The organism is Shewanella sp. A22 (assembly GCF_053850585.1).
In genome coordinates, this window is record NZ_JBSQBN010000099.1 from 1 (window position 1) to 17,423 (window position 17,423).

13 protein-coding genes are annotated in these 17,423 nt (G+C 41.3%); 8 read left to right on the forward strand and 5 right to left on the reverse strand.

Annotated features, from left to right (window positions below; all coding sequences use genetic code 11):
- Nucleotides 1-135: 135 nt before the first annotated feature.
- On the reverse strand, nucleotides 136-2,718 hold the full coding sequence (locus ACWXWT_RS15665) for an acylase (RefSeq protein ID WP_456042511.1): 2,583 nt from the start codon (nucleotides 2,716-2,718) through the stop codon (nucleotides 136-138).
- A 341-nt stretch (nucleotides 2,719-3,059) separates the two neighbouring features.
- Nucleotides 3,060-3,563, reverse strand: coding sequence for a VF530 family protein (locus tag ACWXWT_RS15670; protein ID WP_456042512.1), 504 nt, complete (start codon nucleotides 3,561-3,563; stop codon nucleotides 3,060-3,062).
- Between the two features lie 313 nt (nucleotides 3,564-3,876).
- On the opposite strand from ACWXWT_RS15670, the gene ACWXWT_RS15675 reads away from it, so the two are divergent.
- Genes ACWXWT_RS15675 through ACWXWT_RS15685 form a run of 3 tightly spaced genes read left to right on the forward strand, consistent with a single transcriptional unit; the run spans nucleotide 3,877 to nucleotide 8,535 of the window.
- Nucleotides 3,877-5,940, forward strand: a complete 2,064-nt coding sequence (locus tag ACWXWT_RS15675) for a TonB-dependent receptor plug domain-containing protein (RefSeq protein ID WP_456042513.1) — start codon at nucleotides 3,877-3,879, stop codon at nucleotides 5,938-5,940.
- 8 nt (nucleotides 5,941-5,948) lie between these two features.
- Nucleotides 5,949-6,479 (forward strand): YfiR family protein, encoded by a 531-nt coding sequence (locus ACWXWT_RS15680; protein WP_456042514.1) that lies wholly within the window; start codon nucleotides 5,949-5,951, stop codon nucleotides 6,477-6,479.
- 4 nt (nucleotides 6,480-6,483) lie between these two features.
- The gene (locus ACWXWT_RS15685; RefSeq protein WP_456042515.1) at nucleotides 6,484-8,535 is read left to right on the forward strand and encodes an EAL domain-containing protein; all 2,052 of its coding nucleotides are present in this window, start codon (nucleotides 6,484-6,486) and stop codon (nucleotides 8,533-8,535) included.
- 234 nt (nucleotides 8,536-8,769) lie between these two features.
- Here ACWXWT_RS15685 and acuI read toward each other — a convergent pair whose 3' ends face one another.
- Together acuI and acuR are read right to left on the reverse strand one after the other, a co-directional pair.
- Nucleotides 8,770-9,753: an acrylyl-CoA reductase (NADPH) gene (gene acuI / locus ACWXWT_RS15690; protein WP_456042516.1), complete on the reverse strand. Its 984-nt coding sequence runs from the start codon at nucleotides 9,751-9,753 to the stop codon at nucleotides 8,770-8,772.
- A gap of 61 nt (nucleotides 9,754-9,814) precedes the next feature.
- On the reverse strand, nucleotides 9,815-10,447 hold the full coding sequence (acuR, locus tag ACWXWT_RS15695) for an acrylate utilization transcriptional regulator AcuR (RefSeq protein ID WP_456042517.1): 633 nt from the start codon (nucleotides 10,445-10,447) through the stop codon (nucleotides 9,815-9,817).
- Nucleotides 10,448-11,061: 614 nt separating this feature from the next.
- Here acuR and ACWXWT_RS15700 point away from each other — a divergent pair.
- From ACWXWT_RS15700 to ACWXWT_RS15715, 4 genes are read left to right on the forward strand one after another with little or no spacing between them, the layout of a single operon-like run.
- Nucleotides 11,062-11,238, forward strand: coding sequence for a hypothetical protein (locus ACWXWT_RS15700; RefSeq protein WP_456042518.1), 177 nt, complete (start codon nucleotides 11,062-11,064; stop codon nucleotides 11,236-11,238).
- Between the two features lie 3 nt (nucleotides 11,239-11,241).
- Nucleotides 11,242-12,738 (forward strand): sodium/proline symporter PutP, encoded by a 1,497-nt coding sequence (gene putP, locus ACWXWT_RS15705; protein ID WP_456042519.1) that lies wholly within the window; start codon nucleotides 11,242-11,244, stop codon nucleotides 12,736-12,738.
- Nucleotides 12,739-12,751: 13 nt separating this feature from the next.
- Complete coding sequence (gene proB, locus ACWXWT_RS15710; protein ID WP_456042520.1) at nucleotides 12,752-13,858, forward strand: glutamate 5-kinase; 1,107 nt, start codon at nucleotides 12,752-12,754, stop codon at nucleotides 13,856-13,858.
- The gene (locus ACWXWT_RS15715) at nucleotides 13,855-15,102 is read left to right on the forward strand and encodes a glutamate-5-semialdehyde dehydrogenase (RefSeq protein WP_456042521.1); all 1,248 of its coding nucleotides are present in this window, start codon (nucleotides 13,855-13,857) and stop codon (nucleotides 15,100-15,102) included. Before proB ends, ACWXWT_RS15715 begins: the two co-directional genes overlap by 4 nt.
- A 64-nt stretch (nucleotides 15,103-15,166) precedes the next feature.
- Here ACWXWT_RS15715 and ACWXWT_RS15720 read toward each other — a convergent pair whose 3' ends face one another.
- Nucleotides 15,167-15,700 (reverse strand): NUDIX hydrolase, encoded by a 534-nt coding sequence (locus tag ACWXWT_RS15720; RefSeq protein ID WP_456042522.1) that lies wholly within the window; start codon nucleotides 15,698-15,700, stop codon nucleotides 15,167-15,169.
- A 420-nt stretch (nucleotides 15,701-16,120) separates the two neighbouring features.
- Between ACWXWT_RS15720 and ACWXWT_RS15725 the strand changes: the two genes are divergently transcribed.
- Nucleotides 16,121-17,299, forward strand: a complete 1,179-nt coding sequence (locus ACWXWT_RS15725) for a GGDEF domain-containing protein (protein WP_456042523.1) — start codon at nucleotides 16,121-16,123, stop codon at nucleotides 17,297-17,299.
- Nucleotides 17,300-17,423: the final 124 nt, after the last annotated feature.

Below are 17,423 nucleotides of genomic sequence, written 5' to 3' on the forward strand. Positions count from 1 at the left end.
TCTCAGGTATTCCACTTCTGTGTTACATCGATTTAAAAGGCAACAACCATTTCTACATCAATGTGCCTTGAATTGAAAAACCTGAGAGACTCTGAACTGACCAGATATTTAATGAGATTGGTATAAACCATTACCTTATTTTTGTAGCGTTAACTCAATGCTAGATTCCACAGACGCTTGAATTTCAGCCTCGGTAAATAACAATGGGCGTAGTTGCTTAGCCGAAGAATACAATTCACTTTGATCGGAAAAACTGGGACTCAACATATTACTCGACTCCGAATAAGTCAGAATACCTTTTGCCTTCGGCCCGTCATCAGTAAAGCTTACCGTCATCATCCAACTTGAACCATAACGCACTTGGTAACCTTCGGCGGTTAATCCTGATGCTGCAGCTTTACCAGATACCACATCCATAACAGGGCTATACGTGTGCTGAGGAATTAACGTGTCATCGCCTGATAAACTGGTCGAAAATACGTTAAAGCCACCTTCCGCATTATGGCTACCGGGCCAAGGTAACTTAACCCCAGACGCTGAGCCGTCTGCAAGTGATTTCTCAACAAATTGCACATCACCTAACGCAGCATCAACAGCAAAACCTGCCGCTTCAAGATTCAAAGCTGCATGAGCTAAAGCCACTAATGCACTGCCATCAGTATTGAGCTTACTGGGCGTGGTTGCTGCACTCATGTAATCAAAAGCTTCAGTTAACATTGAACTTTGATCAAACTGATGTGCAAACTCACGCAGTAACGCCCCACCTTTACTGTCATTATCTTGTTTACCATTCCACGCCTTAAGTGCGGTGCATGATGCCGTAATATCCTTTGACAACGTCGCGCTAACCATCACTGGCGAAGAACCTTGTTGCTCACATTGGCTGATTAAATCACTTAATACCAACTCAGCAAGATAAGCACGATTAGATAATAAAGCGGCTTCTAGCTCCTCAAGATTAAATTTACCATCGTCACCTGCGGCATCTTCCATTAAGGTTAACCCCATACGTGTACGTAACGATAATTGGCCTCGTTCTGGACCATATAAGGGCGAATAGTTTTCTAATGGTTCTGCTAAGTTAGTTGACCAAAAGGAGTTGTTCGAGTTTTGCACAAAGTCAGTACGTTCAAGCTTAGGAGCACGCTCATAAGGCATTGGCGAGTCATAACTAAATACCGAAGTATTACCCGGTAAAATCGTAAATCCCGCTTGGGCTCTCGCGGCTTGAATCGCGGGTGTGGTCTTTATAATATTAACAATTAAGTCGGAAAAACCAGGGACAGTGGAATCGTCAATATAGAAAGCATTACCTTCTTTATCGGCATACATGGTGTTATTAAAAATCACGCCATCATAATTTTTAAACGCTTGCTGAAACTCATCTTTGTTGCTTGCTAGGTTCATCGCCAACCAATGATCGAGCGGATCTTTATTGGCCATATTGGCATCTTGAATAAAGAAGGCTTGACCGTCGTCCCACCCAAATGGCGCTAATGTTGGCGGTGCTTCAACCATCGGACCTTTAGCGGTGGTGTAAATATCTTTTTCTGCCACCAACATACCGGCAGCGCCAGCATTAACGAGCACCGAAACCGTTTCTTTGTTGATTGGCATAGGCGAATCATCGTACATGTATTGCAATCTATCGCCGGCAACTAGCTCCAGGTTATACATCACAAAATGTTCGGCGGTTGAAAAGGTATGTGTCCAAGCAACATCTTTGTTAAAACCAATGTTAACCAATCCAGGCATACCAACTAACGACCCACCCATCACATCCATTTGCCCTGGTATGGTCAAATGCGATTGCCAAAAGCGTAAGTTACCCGTATGCGGAAAATGCGGATTACCTAGCACCATGCCTTTGCCATTTTCGGTTTTTTCTTTACCTAACCCCCAACCGTTAGAACCCAAGTTGCGAGGGTTAGTGTCAGGTGTGGTTATCGTTGCAGACCGAGCAATTAATTTGTTGTGCATATCCTGCACAAACGCACTTTGCGCTGAGGATGGTGCAGGCCCAACGATGCGGGGTAAATACTCTTGAGCATCGCCAGGATTAGCGTAAAAAATTAAATCTAAAAAGTTTGCCGCACCAGGTAGTAGTGCAATTGAAAATAGGTAGCTTGCAACATCAACACCATCAATGGGTTTAACCCACGGCTGACCCGCACAAAATGGCTCGCCTGTTTGAGTGCCAGCTTCAATATCGGCAAGATATTGATTATAGCCCGCACTAAAACCTTCCATTAGTGCACGAGAATTATAACTAAACTGTGAGTATTGATTTTCAGCAAGCTGTCTAATTTTCAATGCTTTGTAAGCAAAGTCAGAAATTAAGTTACCATTATCTTCACTGGTTGGAAGCCCAGTAGAAAAGTCGATGGACGCATGGGGGCCAAAGTACATCGACCGCTCAGAATTAGCTTTAATAAATCCATCAGCCATCACACACAAATTATCTTGTGCTTGAGCATAACCGTTACCAAAACCAAGGCTTTCTAAATTGTCCGCCGTAATATGCGGTACACCGTATTGAGTTCGGCGAATGCTGACTTTTAACGTGCCATTTGGGGCAAAAGCTTGTAATGGAGGCGAAACGACTTCAGGCTCTGGCGGTGGTGGAGGCGTTTTACCGTATTGAGTATCATCGCCACAACCCACTATCGCCACGCTAGAAGCCATGCCGATAGCCAGCAAAATTTTATTCAGTTTCATTATTATTATCCTTGTTGTATCCCCATGCTAATCAGCACTATGGGCGAGGTACTTAATCCTTTATGCCTCAATTTAAGCGAACAACACGACCAAAGTAATCCCAATTACCTTGACATAAATGCGCTGTTATTAAATACAACAAAGACATGTATTGCTATTTAAGCAATCATTCTCTTGCATGTCTAGCGCTTAAGCGAAATAACCTCAATCGACTTAAATAAGTCATTAAACCATTGTAGTTAAACAACAAATATAATTGTCATTACGCATAAAAAAACAACCCAACAATAATATAACTACCGTTGGGTGGTGCCTATGTAAACATGAGTGCAGTCCAGTGGTTATTTATTCCACGGATTACTGGGATCAAAGGTAGGCTGTGGTTTTTTGTTATTGCGGCGCTGTGTCACTTCATCACTGCCTTTAGCGTGACTCGATGAAGAAGATGGAGAGGCATATGAACGACTTTGATTATGTTTCATCTGTTCATAATCGGCAGTTGCTTTGGCTTTCATCTCGGCAACTAACTCTACCGTTAAAGGCTGCGGTTTGCGCGGTAAAATGCCGTCAGCAAAACCACGTTCACGCGGTTTTAACTCAAACTGGGCTGAGTTACCTTTTGGCATCCGTTTGAAGCGATATAAGTAAAAGTTTTCAACTCGCTCTCTTGCCCATTCCGTCTTTTTGAGAAACTTAACACAAGCTGCCATATTGGGATTGGTGTTAAAACACTCTAAACGCAACGCTGCATAGAGAATTTTCCAATCATAAAATGCCACTAACTCAGATATCATCGTTTCTGATTTTAATCCGTGGAGTGGATTATTTTGCTGCAGTTCTACCATGTTGTTTTATGGCCTCAAAAGCTGTCTCTGTAATATGTCTAGTTTACCGTTAAAATGCCCCATCGTCTTTATGCATCTTTTAGGCACCTAAATAATTCGATAAATAAGATTATTTTGGCTATGTTAAATCATCACATTCGACGCTTATTCACTAGGTTTATCTACAAACTTAACAAAATAACGATGATTTACGTTAACAGAAGGTGAATTAATCCGTATATTGAGATAGGCGCACTCACATTAAGTTAACAGCGTGTGTTAAAATCGCGCCATTATTAATAAACTATCATCAATGATTTTCGAGGACATAGGCTTGAAGTTATCACAAAAATACTTGTTCTTATTGATTATGATTTCGCCTTATGCTGTAGCCGATGAATCCTTAAATAATCTTGATTTAGATTTAGACTCACTGATGGCGATGGATGTACAAGTCACTTCAGCAATGAAAAGAACCCAATCGGCCTTCGAAACAGCCTCCTCGATATATGTATTAACCAAAGAACAAATCACTCATTCTGGTGTAACATCTGTGCCAGAAGCGCTGAAAATGGTTCCAGGATTAGTCGTTAGACAACTAGATAATAATCAATGGGCGATTTCGTCTCGCGGTGTTGCCTCACGTTTTTCAAGCAAGTTATTAGTCATGATCGACGGCCAAAGTTTATATACTCCAGAGTATGCAACCGTTTATTGGGAAACGTTAAACGTACCGTTATACGATATTGAACGTATTGAAGTAATCCGTGGCCAAGGCGGTTTGCTATGGGGCAGTAATGCCTCCAATGGCGTGATTAACATTATTACCAAAAACAGTATCGATACTAGAGGCGTACATGTCGATGTGAGCAGTGGTAACCAACTCAATGTCGATACCAACCTTCGATACGGTGACGATATCGGTAAAAATGGCAGTTTCAGAGTATATGGACACGCTAAAGATGGACAAGCATCAGACAAAGGGAGAAGGATAGCACCGGCTGACTTTTCCGAACAACAATCAGCAGGAGCTCGATTCGATTTTACCCCCAATGATCAATGGTCAGGCTTTATTCAAGGCGACATCACGCAGTCTACACTAGGGCAAAACTTTAACGGGGTCATCGATAGTAGTAACCGAAATCAGTCGTTTGTCGGCACGGTAGAACGCACCGATTCGCGCTTAATGGCTCGGTTAGAAAATCGTATTTCGCCTTTTGCTAACCAAATGCTACAAACATCGTGGTTAAAGCAAAGCGGAAACCAAACCTATATTCAAGAAAAGTTCGAGTCATTCGACTTTGATTACCAAATCAACTTTTTGTACCAAGACTTGCAATTTGATTGGGGACTTAATTATCGTTACAACGCCATTTCATTTGCACAAAGCACTTTTATACTCAGTGGCGATGGTTTTGACAACCTTGAGCAATATGGCACATTGGCACAAGTTCAATATAACCTCATTACTGATAAATTAGACTTCATTATGGGTGTTAAAGTTGACCATAACGATTTAACTGGCTGGGAAAGCCAACCTTTAGCAAAGTTAGTGTGGAAACCACACAACAACCAAGTGATATGGTTGTCGGCATCAAAAAGCGTCATGGTACCGTCGTTACTTCTGTTTAACGATAGATTCATTATTGATGGTTTAAGAGTTGAAGAGGTTTCACCCATTACCACTGGAATACCAGAAATAGACACTTATTACATCCGCACTTATTTAAACGGGAATAATAACGTTAAGTCAGAAAAGTCCGTTTCTTATGAAGTGGGCTATCGCTTATCTAATGCGACATGGGCACTCGACTTATCACTTTATCACACTGACTCCGATGACGTAGCCGTGCTCGAAATCGATGCAAATGTCGATCAGTTCATCCCTGTGTTTGCAATGTTACAAGCTGGGCAGATTGATTCGGCCATACAAGCGCTTACCACCACATCCATAAACTTCGACTTGGTCTCTAATGCGGAGCTCACAACTGAAGGGGGTGATATTGTGTTGTCTTGGCAGCCTTCTGAGCGATTTTCTGCCGAAGTCGGTTATAGCTACAATACGTTTAACTACCACCTAGTGGCCAATACCTTTCCAGGCTTTGGTTATGATTCAATCAGCAAACAATTATTTGCAAAAACTGATATTCAACTTTTTGAAAACCATCGCCTTTTTGCTTCACTTAGAGTGGAAAACAGCGATGCCTATAACACCGACAACTATACCGCATTAGATTTAACTTGGAATTGGACTTTTCACCCTAACTGGTCCTTCGCTATTATGGGTAAAAACCTGTTTGCGGGCTCACATCTTGAATATGGAAATTATGGTGAAACATACACTCGCCCAAATTACATCGACGAAACTGTCACGTTTAAAATTACGGCAAAGTTCTAATTGACTTAATGTTGACCATTAAACAAGTGCTATTTTGCCTAACCATCACACTTTTGCTTACCCTAAGCCAAAGTGTGAGTGCTATTGAAAAAGAATATGCCCTTAAAGCTGGCTTTTTATTTAACTTTGCCCGTTACGGTGAATGGCAAAACCACACTAACACATCCACCTCTTTCACACTGTGCAGCCCTGATATCAATTTTATTAGTATCGCTAGCGCAGTGCTAAAAGGTCGCAAAGTCAATGGATTACCCATAAAAACGGTTGAGGTTTCTCCCACAGAAACCAACCAAAACCAATGTAATATCTTATTTATCACTGCCGATACCATTGATGCTTGGCAGCAATTGAATAATAAACGCCTTGCAGATGTCATGATCGTCGGTGAAACTGACAACTTTATTGAACAAGGTGGACATATTCGTTTCTTTTTATCCGGTGGCAAAATACGTTTTGAAGTCTCACCTGACCAATTAAAGCAGTCAGGCATAACAATGAGCTCAAAAGTATTACGCCTAGGTCGAGTTGTGAATGACTAATGCTATGAAAAATTTTTTCGCATTAAATACTATTAGTAAAAAACTTCAGTTCATTTTAATGAGTGTCGCCGTCATTTCGACTCTCACTGTGTCATCAATATTTAGCGCTTTCGAACTGTCTTCAGCCAAAAAAGAACAAACTGAAAGCCTACAAAGCTTGTCACAAATGTTATCCCCAAACATTACTGCAGCCATGCTTTTCAATGATAATGACGCCATCCAAGAACTGATTAACCCTATCTTGCTAAGAACCGATGTATTGTCTATTTCTGTGACCAACATTGATGATGCTGTTTTAGCTAAAGCGTTATCAAAACGATCTTCATCAATACCTCTCATCGAAGACGATCTCACTAATATTACTCAAGTGATAACACCGTTAACGCTCGATAATCAAAAATATGGAGATCTACATATTGTTGTTGATGACAGCCGCTTTACCGAACGGGTGACATTTTATGGTCAGTTTATTGTGTTAATCCTGCTGTGCTCCTTCATTGCTAGCTTCTTTTTGTCATTATTTTTACGACGAAAATTTTTGAGTCCAATGCTATACCTCACTAATATTTCACAAAAAATCACTTCATCACGGGATTATAGTTTACGCGCTCAGGTAAAATCTCAAGATGAAATTGGCCAGTTGACAACCTGTTTTAATGGCATGTTAGATAATATTGAAAAACGTGAAATCTCACTTGAAAGTGAAGTAACACTGCGCACTCAAGAACTCGAAAACGCCAATCTCCAATTACACGAATACGCTTATCAAGATGGTTTAACCCAGTTACCCAATCGGCGTTATTTTTATGAGAAACTTCAGTCTCTTATTGAAATTGATGACATGGTTTTTGCTCTCATTTTTATCGACCTTGATGGTTTTAAAGATGTAAATGATACCTTAGGGCATGACTATGGTGATTTATTATTGCATCAAGTTGCAATGCGTTTGCGTCGATGTGTTAGGGAGCAAGATACGGTTGCCCGTCTTGGTGGCGATGAATTTACGTTAATTATTCAGGATGTCAAAAACTTAGAACAAGCAGCAACCATTGCCAAAAAAGTTAAAAGCACTCTAAAACAATGCATTCATATTAACGATGCCCAAGTATATGTCACAGGGAGTATTGGCTTAACCTTCTACCCTGCTGATGGACGTAGCGTAGAAGATTTAGTTAAACACGCCGATCAAGCAATGTACTTGTCTAAAAGCAAGGGGCGTAATCGATATGAGTTTTTCTCCCATGACATAGAAGAACAAGCCATTGAAAAGCGTCGACTTTTAGATGATATTCGTCTTGCCATCAAGCACAATCAATTTGTATTATTCTATCAACCTATTTTTGACCAGTGCGGCATTAGTACTCAAAAAGTAGAAGCTCTGATCCGCTGGAATCATCCACAGCAAGGTCTTATTGGCCCAAATGAATTTATTCCAATTGCCGAGCAAAATGGCTTAATAGAAGACATAGGTAGCTGGGTAAGAGAACAAGCGATTAACGATGCTGCTCATTTTTATAAGCTGTCGGGCAAGATTATGCAGGTAAGTGTTAACACTTCACCACTGCAAATTGATCATGATGGTTTATGGGTTGATGATTGGATATTAGCGTGTAATAAAAATGAGTTACCTCGGGATGCCATTATTATTGAAGTAACAGAAAATACCCTAATGGACCCTAATTCGCCCATCCAAGAGCACATGCAACAACTCAAGCATTATGGTATCGATATCGCCATTGACGACTTTGGCGTGGGGTATTCATCATTAGCTTATTTACAACGTCTCGACATTGATATCTTGAAAATCGACCGTTCATTTATTAAGCATATGGAAAGCAATGAAAGTAGTATTGCTTTAGTAAGAGCGATTATCACGATGGCACATAACTTAAAAGTTAAAGTGGTTGCAGAAGGGGTTGAGACGACCGGACAGCACCAACTGCTTAAGCAGTTATCTTGTGATTATTTACAAGGTTATTTATTTGCTAAACCGATGCCGATACAAGTCTTTATTGATCGTTTTATTGTACCGAATACACAGATCAAAGAGCTGTAATACTCGTCTGTATATGGCGATATTACAGTGTCCGTGTCAATGGCCAGCGAACGTACCAGATTTCGACATATCAAATCTTGCATGAATAATGTTTGCTGATAACAACCATTACCGACCAAACGTGAGCAACTTAACCGTTCGCCACTCTCAAGTTGGTCAGTTAACCTCTAACTGACCAACTTGAGTCACAGCGAATAAGTGCACACCCTGTTGCAAAACAAGTGGCAAATTTGCTTAACGGTTAACGTCTACAACCACACGGCCGCGTACCTTACCTGCCAACAAATCGCTTGCCACATCAATCGCTTCAGTCAAACTGATTTCATGAACTATATCGTTGAAAACACTAACGTCTAAGATCTCCCCTAGACGCTGCCATGCTTCTATCCGATCACGTAAAGGTCGCATAACACTGTCAACACCCGCTAATGTCACACAACGTAAAATAAACGGCGCTACGCTGGCGGGAAAATCCATCCCCTGTGCCAAACCACAAGCTGCAACCGTTCCGCCATATTGAGTACTAGCGCACACGTTGGCTAATGTATGGCTGCCGACAGAATCAACAGCACCAGCCCAACGCTCTTTGGCCAATGGTCGGCCGGGCTCTGATAATGTTGCCCGATCGATAATGTCCTTCGCGCCTAATTTTTTTAGGTAATCACTTTCATCCATTCGGCCTGTAGAGGCCACGACGTGATACCCCAACTTAGCCAAAATTGCGATAGCAAAACTGCCCACGCCACCATTAGCCCCAGTGACGAGTACTTCACCTTTATCTGGTGTTACACCATTTTTCTCAAGAGCCATCACACATAACATAGCGGTATAACCTGCTGTACCAATTGCCATAGCTTGTTGTGGTGAGAACGCATTGGGTAATGAAATAAGCCATTCACTCTTTAAGCGCGCTTTGGTAGCCAAACCACCACAATGGGTTTCGCCCACACCATAGCCGTTTAATAACACCGTATCGCCTGCAGCAAATTTATCGCTTTCGCTATGCTCCACAATACCCACGAGATCAATTCCTGGCACCATGGGAAATGTTCTTACCACTGGAGCTTTGCCCGTAATCGCTAGCGCATCTTTATAGTTAAGCGTGCTGTAAAGTACTTTTACGGTGACGTCACCTTCAGGTAACACGGTTTCATCAATGTTTTTCACTGTGGTGCGGTAACCTTGCTCATCTTTCTCAATCAACATGCCATTAAACATCGTTTACTCCTAATTTAGACTGATCGTCTATTAATAGTTAAATTTTTTATCTCAACTGAATTTATTTAGGTAATGCAGCCATAAATAAATCGCAAAAATTATCTAATGGTGCTGCATCTTCAATTAATTTTGCCCGGCTAACCGCCCCTTCCCAACCCACCCAGAAATTCTCAGCTAATAATTGGCAATCAGCATCGGTAGCAATTTGCCCTTGCTGTTTCGCCATTTCTAAGCACTCAGCTAAACAATTTTGCCAGCTCTGGAATATTGTAATTAATTGTGGCCTAAAACTTTCTGGTAATACGCCAACTTCTTGGCCAAGATTTCCCACCAGGCAACCACGCTTATATTGGTAGCGGATCATGCCAGCCTTTGCATCTGCCACAAAATGACGGATCCGAATGAGCGGCGATAATGTGTCATCCAGCAGGTGGATTTCTAGCTTCCTTAAAAAGTAATCGGCATAGTTTTGTAATACTGCCTGACCAAATGCTTCTTTACTGGCAAAATAATGGTAAAAAGAGCCTTTCGGTACTGCCACTTTTTTTAAAATAGGTTCAATACCTGAGGAGGTAAACCCTTGCTCAGTCAACTGCTCTAAGCCACTTCGAATAAGTGCCGCACGAGTATCTGGATTTTCTCGAGACACTTTAGGGGGCCGACCTCTTCGAGGTTTTGTGATCATATCATTCATGGCACCATATTAGACCGAACGTCTAATTAAATGCAATATGAAACATATAAAACACGAAAAGAGCTTCTCAAATATCAACAATAAAAACTTTACCTAAAACGAAATGTACAAATATCAAACAACCAAAGCCAGTATTTAGTTTGCATTAAAATAATTTGAACTGTAATAATTAAAGTTAATTAATTTATTTTCAACCAAGTATATTTAGTCTTTTGGGGGTATAAATAAATGTAGTCAACAGCATATCGATATAGACAGGTGTAACATGATTAACTTCTAACACGATTCAAACAACTGCAACAATATCGTTCACACCCCCTAATAAACAAGGGTTTTTATCATTACCCCAATATCATCCGCTAAATAAGTTTAAGATTTTATTCACTAATAAATCTGCACCAACACTTTATTTTGTCTCGGATCACATCTCGTTTACACCTCGGTAAATTAGTTGCATTAGTCCCATAAAGAATCAAATACCGAGTATTAAATTGGAAATGAACCATCAAACAGTGTTAATATAATTAGACCACTAACTAATTTAGTGGTTTTTTTATTGCCATTATTACCTATTTATCGGTATTCCAATTATTCAGTACGCTCAGGAGGGCACAATGTCGACAGACATTCAGACGGAAGAAAATCTCATTAAACAAGTGTGGCGTAAGTCAGCATTAAAGCTGAAAGAAGCGACCCAACTACTGTGCTTATTTGCCATTCTAAGTACCTATCTCTTTGTCATGTTGAAACCTAAAGGGATTCAAAATAACAAAGCGTTAGGAGGCCAGTAGTTCATGCATTATTTAACCTATGTTTCGTTAGCAGTTTATTTTCTCGTCATGCTTGGCATCGGCTTGTTTGCCTATAAGCAATCAACCAGCGATGTATCGGGTTATATTCTTGGTGGTCGTAAAGTCAGCCCGCAGGTAACAGCATTGTCTGCCGGAGCATCTGACATGAGTGGTTGGATGCTAATGGGATTACCAGGTGCAATGTTTTTGGTGGGTTTCGAAACCATCTACATCGCGTTAGGCTTATTAGTTGGCGCATTAGTTAACTACCTTGTTGTTGCCCCCAAATTAAGGGTGTATACCGAAGTCGCAAATAACTCTCTCACCATTCCAGAGTTCTTTGCTAAGCGTTTTCATGCGCCTAACAGCAATGTGCGTATTATTGCTGCAGTCATTATTGTCATTTTCTTTACCTTATACACTTCTGCTGGTTTAGTGGCTGGCGGTAAATTATTTGTTTCTGCATTTGATTTAAGCTACGAGTTAGGGCTTGTTGTAACTTTAGCAGTGGTTGTGTCGTACACCTTATTAGGTGGCTTTTTAGCTGTCAGCTTAACCGACTTTGTGCAAGGTTGTATCATGTTCGTCGCCTTAGTCTTGGTGCCTGTTGTGGCTTACCAAGAGTTTACTACGGCAGATAAAATGATGGGGTTTGCCTATGAGTCTATTCCACACTTTTCTGATGCCATGCAAAACGTCACCATGTTAGGTTTAATATCAAGTCTGTCTTGGGGATTAGGCTATTTTGGTCAGCCACACATTATTGTGCGCTTTATGGCCATTCGTTCGGTAGCCGATATTAAAACGGCTCGAAGAATTGGCATGAGTTGGATGACCGTCACGATTGTAGGTGCATTGGCAACCGGGCTTGTAGGTATTGCTTATGCCAACAAATTCGACATGAAATTGAGCGATCCAGAAACCATCTTCATTGTGTTTTCTGAGTTGTTATTCCACCCGTTAGTTAGTGGTTTCCTATTAGCAGCGATTTTAGCGGCCATTATGAGCACCATTTCATCACAGTTATTAGTATCATCAAGCTCACTCACAGAAGACATCTACCGCGTAATTTCAAAGAAAGAAGCAACAGAACAAGAAATGGTAAAAATGGGACGTTATGGTGTAGCCGGTGTCGCCATAGTCGCAAGTTTATTAGCCCTTGATCGCTCAAACAGCATTCTGTCTTTAGTCAGTAACGCTTGGGCAGGGTTTGGTGCCGCTTTTGGTCCATTAATCTTGTTCAGTCTTTATAAGCACAATTTAACTCATAAAGCTGCTGTTGCAGGCATTATTTCTGGTGCCGCCACCGTTCTGTTTTGGATATATGCACCAGTACTGGCAGACGGTAAAGTCCTATCAAGCGTAATGTACGAAATGATCCCCGGCTTTATTGTTAGCAGTGTAGTGATTTGGGTTACCAGCGCATTAGACAGCGACCCTTGCGATAAAACAGTTGATACCTTCCATGAAGCCGGCCGTGTATTAGCTGAGCAGAAATAACTAAGGAAATATAATGTCAACTTCACATTGGAAACGCATTGTCGTTAAAGTGGGAAGCGCACTTATTGCGCCCCACCAACAAGGCTGTAGCAGTCATTATTTATTGGGTATTGCACAATTCATTGCCACTTGTCGCGCCCAAGGCTGCCAAGTCGTTTTGGTTTCATCGGGTTCCGTCGCTGCAGGAAAACATCGTTTTTCTGATGTGACCGATCCAAGCGTATCACTTAAAAAAGCAATGGCTGCAGCGGGTCAAGCCGACATGATGGCCACGTGGGACAAGTTATTTGACTTTCCGTCGGCACAGCTTTTACTTACCCACGGTGATTTACGCGATCGCGATCGCTATATTAGTATTAAAAATACTATTTTCACCCTGTTAGAACATGGGCTGCTCCCCATTATTAATGAAAATGATGCAGTCACCGCAGCAAAATTACGTGTAGGTGACAACGATAATCTATCTGCAATGGTAGCCGCGGCGGCGGATGCAGATGCGTTAATTATCTGCTCTGACGTAAAAGGGCTTTATACTAAAAACCCAAATTTACATGAAGATGCCACGTTAATTAAGCAAGTCAGTGAAATCAATGCCGACATCTATGCAATGGCTGGCGGCGCAACTAGCAGTGTCGGCACCGGCGGCATGCAAACCAAAATAGAAGCGGCCGAAAAAGCCATTTCACACGGTATTGAAACTATGATTGTCGATGGTTTCGACGCTGACACTTTTAATCAACTTTTGAAAGGTCAAAATCCAGGCACGTTATTTACGCCTTACGATATCCCAATGCAAGAACACTTACATTGGATGACCCATACCTCACAGGTTCAAGGCGAGCTCATTGTCGAAAATGACTTTAGTGCCGATCTTGAAGAACATGATACCCAACTGACCAGTGACGATGTGGTTGCCGTGAGAGGCAACTTTTCCGTCGGTGATACTGTATTAGTGCGCAAAGGCGATGGCACTAAACTGGCAAAAGCCAAATCAAACTACAGTAGTTGTTTATTACATTTTATTGCTGATCAAGAAGATCGTGAATTTGCCAACAATGCCCAACAAAAAACAGGCCCACTGATCTCTGACAAAAACATCGCCATATTGGAGCACATATGAGTTTAATTAAGACCTTATCTCAAAATGCAGCCACTGCGGCGCAAACCCTTGCTGTACTAGACGAGCAAGTAAAAAATACAATTTTACTCGACATGGCTCGTGCACTTCGGGCTCACAGTGACGAAATTATTAAAGCCAACATATTGGATTTAGCCAATGCAGAAAGTGCCAACATAGGCGCTGCAATGGTAGACCGACTGACCTTGAACGATGAACGTATTGAGTCTATGGCTGCTGGTATTGAAACCGTTGCATCGCTACCCGATCCTGTGGGAATAGAACGAGATTTAGGCCAGCGACCAAATGGATTAAGTATTCGTAAAATGCGTGTACCACTCGGTGTGGTATGTATGATTTACGAAGCAAGACCTAATGTGACTGCCGATGCCGGTGCATTGTGCTTTAAGTCAGGTAATGCGGTTATCTTACGTGGTGGTAAAGAGGCGTTGCATTCAAGTAAAATGATTGCATCAATTTTACAAAATGTACTCGAGGTCTATCAATTACCACCCGCATTAATCACCGTTGTGCCTGATCCTGATCGTGCATTAATGCTCGAACTAATGCAGCAACGTGATTATATCGACGTCATTATTCCACGTGGCGGCGAAGGCTTGATTAATTTTGTAACGGATAATAGTAAAATCCCTGTTATTCAACATTTTAAAGGTGTTTGCCATTTGTATGTTGATAAAGATGCCGACCTTGATATTGCGATGTCTTTGCTGCTTAATGGTAAAACTCAACGTACTGGAGTATGTAATGCCTTAGAGGGATTACTTGTACATCAGGACGTAGCAGCTGCATTTTTACCTAAAGTGGCGGCTGAGTTAGCAGCACATAAAGTGCGAATTAATGTCAGTAAAAATGCCCAACAATACTTTGAGCGTGCCAACGTTATTAGCGATGATGATTTTGGTCAAGAATATTTAGATTTAGAAATTGCGATTCGACAAGTCACTGATTTTGATCATGCTATTAATCATATTCGCCGTTTTGGCAGTCACCACACTGAAGTGATTTGTACTCAAAATGCACAGACAGCGGCACGTTTCCAACGTACTGTTGATGCATCTGTTGTCATGGTTAATGCATCATCTCGTTTCTCTGATGGCAGTGAATTAGGTTTAGGTGCTGAGATTGGCATTGCCACCAGCAAATTGCACGCCTATGGCCCTATGGGTCTTGAGTCACTAACCACCGAAAAGTATCTCGTGAGTGGTGTAGGCCAAGTTCGCGCATAATGATATTAACGTGGTGACATCTGCGTCACAATCCAGACAAGAATGAATAGGCTAAGTTGATATTTTAAGCCAATAATTCTTGTTTAATTAGCTTCAACAAAAAGGTTTCTCGTTCTATCGATAAACCTTTTTTGTTGCTGTTTTTCATGGTGTCGAGGTTGTGTTGAATGGCTTCATCAATGTCCATCCAAACTGGCGCCATACCATTGTTGATTTCATGGGCCTCAAACTGAGTATCCCCCAATTCATCCGCAATAGTGCACACGAAACAATACGACAGCATGTTAACCGATTGATAGCCATCTCGTCGCCACGGGCGATATTCTTGATACAAACCAAAGGGGCTCACTTCTCCGACAACTTTAGCGCCCGTTTCTTCTTTAAGCTCACGCACTAAACCTTGTTCAATTTGCTCACCTTCATCTACGCCACCACCAGGCAGTGAATAATCATGATAACGTTGTGTGTACAACATCAAAATACAATTTCCCCGCAGCACTATCGCTCTGGCGGCTAGACGCGTCAACATAGTTGACTGATTATTATCAATAAAATCTTTAGGTGTTTCGGGGTGATAGCGTGTCGTTAAATGGCGCATATTGTCGGGCTGTCAAAACAAAAAACGCATCATACGTTGCCAGCTCCTGCGGTTCAAGAATTCAAACGTATATAACCAATTACCGTATGGTTTTACAATCAGAGATGTATATGGGCAAAAACAAACAATTTGGCCGTATTGAATTCATCACAAAGGCTCATGTTTAACATTCTAAACCATCAACTTTAACTCCCCCCCTTCTCAAAAATCAGTCAAAATACTTTCCGGTAAGCACGTGGCCATACACAGGAGCGTGCTTAAATGCGTTCTCGTGATAAGTCAGAAAACGTATAATAATTTTGCGCTAAAAAACCGTCTCTAAGACGGCTATTTTTTTATTTATGACTATTCTTAAGGTTATACCAATGATTATCGAGGTTCGCCGTACTGCGTGAGCTCATAAACCACGGAACGACGCTAATGATACAGTACTGGTACAAACAGTTTCCTCAATTCCCGCCGGATCATCCTGATTACTGGCGTATTCGCTTAATAGAACATTCGTTGCTCGCCACGACCTGCTTTTGTCTGATCTTGATGCTAATAAACCTGCTGTATTTTAAAACCTATCAATACGCATTAATCGACGCAATGGGATTAACCTTATCTTTGGGGATTTACTATAGTTTTCGCAGAACCGGGCACGTAAAACGAACATCATGGGCTGTCACACTGATGGCTGTCAGCTTAATAATGCTGTTTGTCATAGCGGCTAAAGGTCATGCCCATTCACTCATTTGGGCAACCCTCATTCCACCGTTTTCCTTCTTCCTAATAGGCCGAAGATGGGGAACCTTTATTACATGTATCTGCTTTAGTGTGTGCGTCTATCTGGTATATCTGCAAACCAAAATACCGAATACAACGACGATTGGAACAGGATCAATATTAAATGTGATTGAAGTGTTTATAGGCCAAATTCTGTTATTTCGTTTTTATGAGAAAACCCGATTTTCTGCCTATAAAAAACTGGCATTACGTAATTTAGAAATCCAAAAAATGGCTGAAATAGATAAACTGACTGGATTATATAACCGTGAAAAACTTGATGTAGCACTTGAAAAACTATTAACCATTTCAGCTGAAAATGCCAACACGATCACCACTAAAAGTACACTAACTAAACCAGCCTCTACCAGCAAGGTTTCCGAAAATAGTGCCACAACATCTTCATCAGCCTATATCGCAGAAACCTCATTATCTCCGATATCCTTAGCCATTATCGATATTGACCACTTTAAGCAAATTAATGACAATCACGGTCATCTAATAGGTGACAAAGTGTTGTGTGAATTAGCACAATTACTACAAAGTCAAATGCGTAATGATGACTTATTAGCCCGTTGGGGTGGTGAAGAATTTGTAGTGGTATTGCCCAATACAACGATAACAGATGCCAGTGAATTAGCCGAAAGGCTCAGGCTGTATATTGCCCAGCACAATATACAAGGCATGGCTCTCACCATCAGTTTAGGTGTTGCCCAATATTGTGTCGAAGACACTACCTACAGCCTACTTGAACGGGCAGATAAAGCTTTATATCAGGCAAAATCGCAGGGGCGAAATTGCGTAGCTATCGCCCAATGCTGCACAATCTAATACCAATCTCATTAAATATCTGGTCAGTTCAGAGTCTCTCAGGTTTTTCAATTCAAGGCACATTGATGTAGAAATGGTTGTTCCCTTTTAAATCGATGTAACACAGAAGTGGAATACCTGAGAG

Bases quoted from the DNA above. Each gene is read 5' to 3' on its own strand.
- putP (WP_456042519.1), top strand. From the start codon at position 11,242: ATGCATTATTTAACCTATGTTTCGTTAGCAGTTTATTTTCTCGTCATG.
- acuR (WP_456042517.1), bottom strand. From the start codon at position 10,447: ATGAATGATATGATCACAAAACCTCGAAGAGGTCGGCCCCCTAAAGTG.
- ACWXWT_RS15680 (WP_456042514.1), top strand. From the start codon at position 5,949: ATGTTGACCATTAAACAAGTGCTATTTTGCCTAACCATCACACTTTTG.
- ACWXWT_RS15715 (WP_456042521.1), top strand. From the start codon at position 13,855: ATGAGTTTAATTAAGACCTTATCTCAAAATGCAGCCACTGCGGCGCAA.
- ACWXWT_RS15725 (WP_456042523.1), top strand. From the start codon at position 16,121: ATGATACAGTACTGGTACAAACAGTTTCCTCAATTCCCGCCGGATCAT.
- ACWXWT_RS15700 (WP_456042518.1), top strand. From the start codon at position 11,062: ATGTCGACAGACATTCAGACGGAAGAAAATCTCATTAAACAAGTGTGG.
- proB (WP_456042520.1), top strand. From the start codon at position 12,752: ATGTCAACTTCACATTGGAAACGCATTGTCGTTAAAGTGGGAAGCGCA.
- ACWXWT_RS15670 (WP_456042512.1), bottom strand. From the start codon at position 3,563: ATGGTAGAACTGCAGCAAAATAATCCACTCCACGGATTAAAATCAGAA.
- ACWXWT_RS15685 (WP_456042515.1), top strand. From the start codon at position 6,484: ATGAAAAATTTTTTCGCATTAAATACTATTAGTAAAAAACTTCAGTTC.
- ACWXWT_RS15720 (WP_456042522.1), bottom strand. From the start codon at position 15,700: ATGCGCCATTTAACGACACGCTATCACCCCGAAACACCTAAAGATTTT.
- acuI (WP_456042516.1), bottom strand. From the start codon at position 9,753: ATGTTTAATGGCATGTTGATTGAGAAAGATGAGCAAGGTTACCGCACC.
- ACWXWT_RS15665 (WP_456042511.1), bottom strand. From the start codon at position 2,718: ATGAAACTGAATAAAATTTTGCTGGCTATCGGCATGGCTTCTAGCGTG.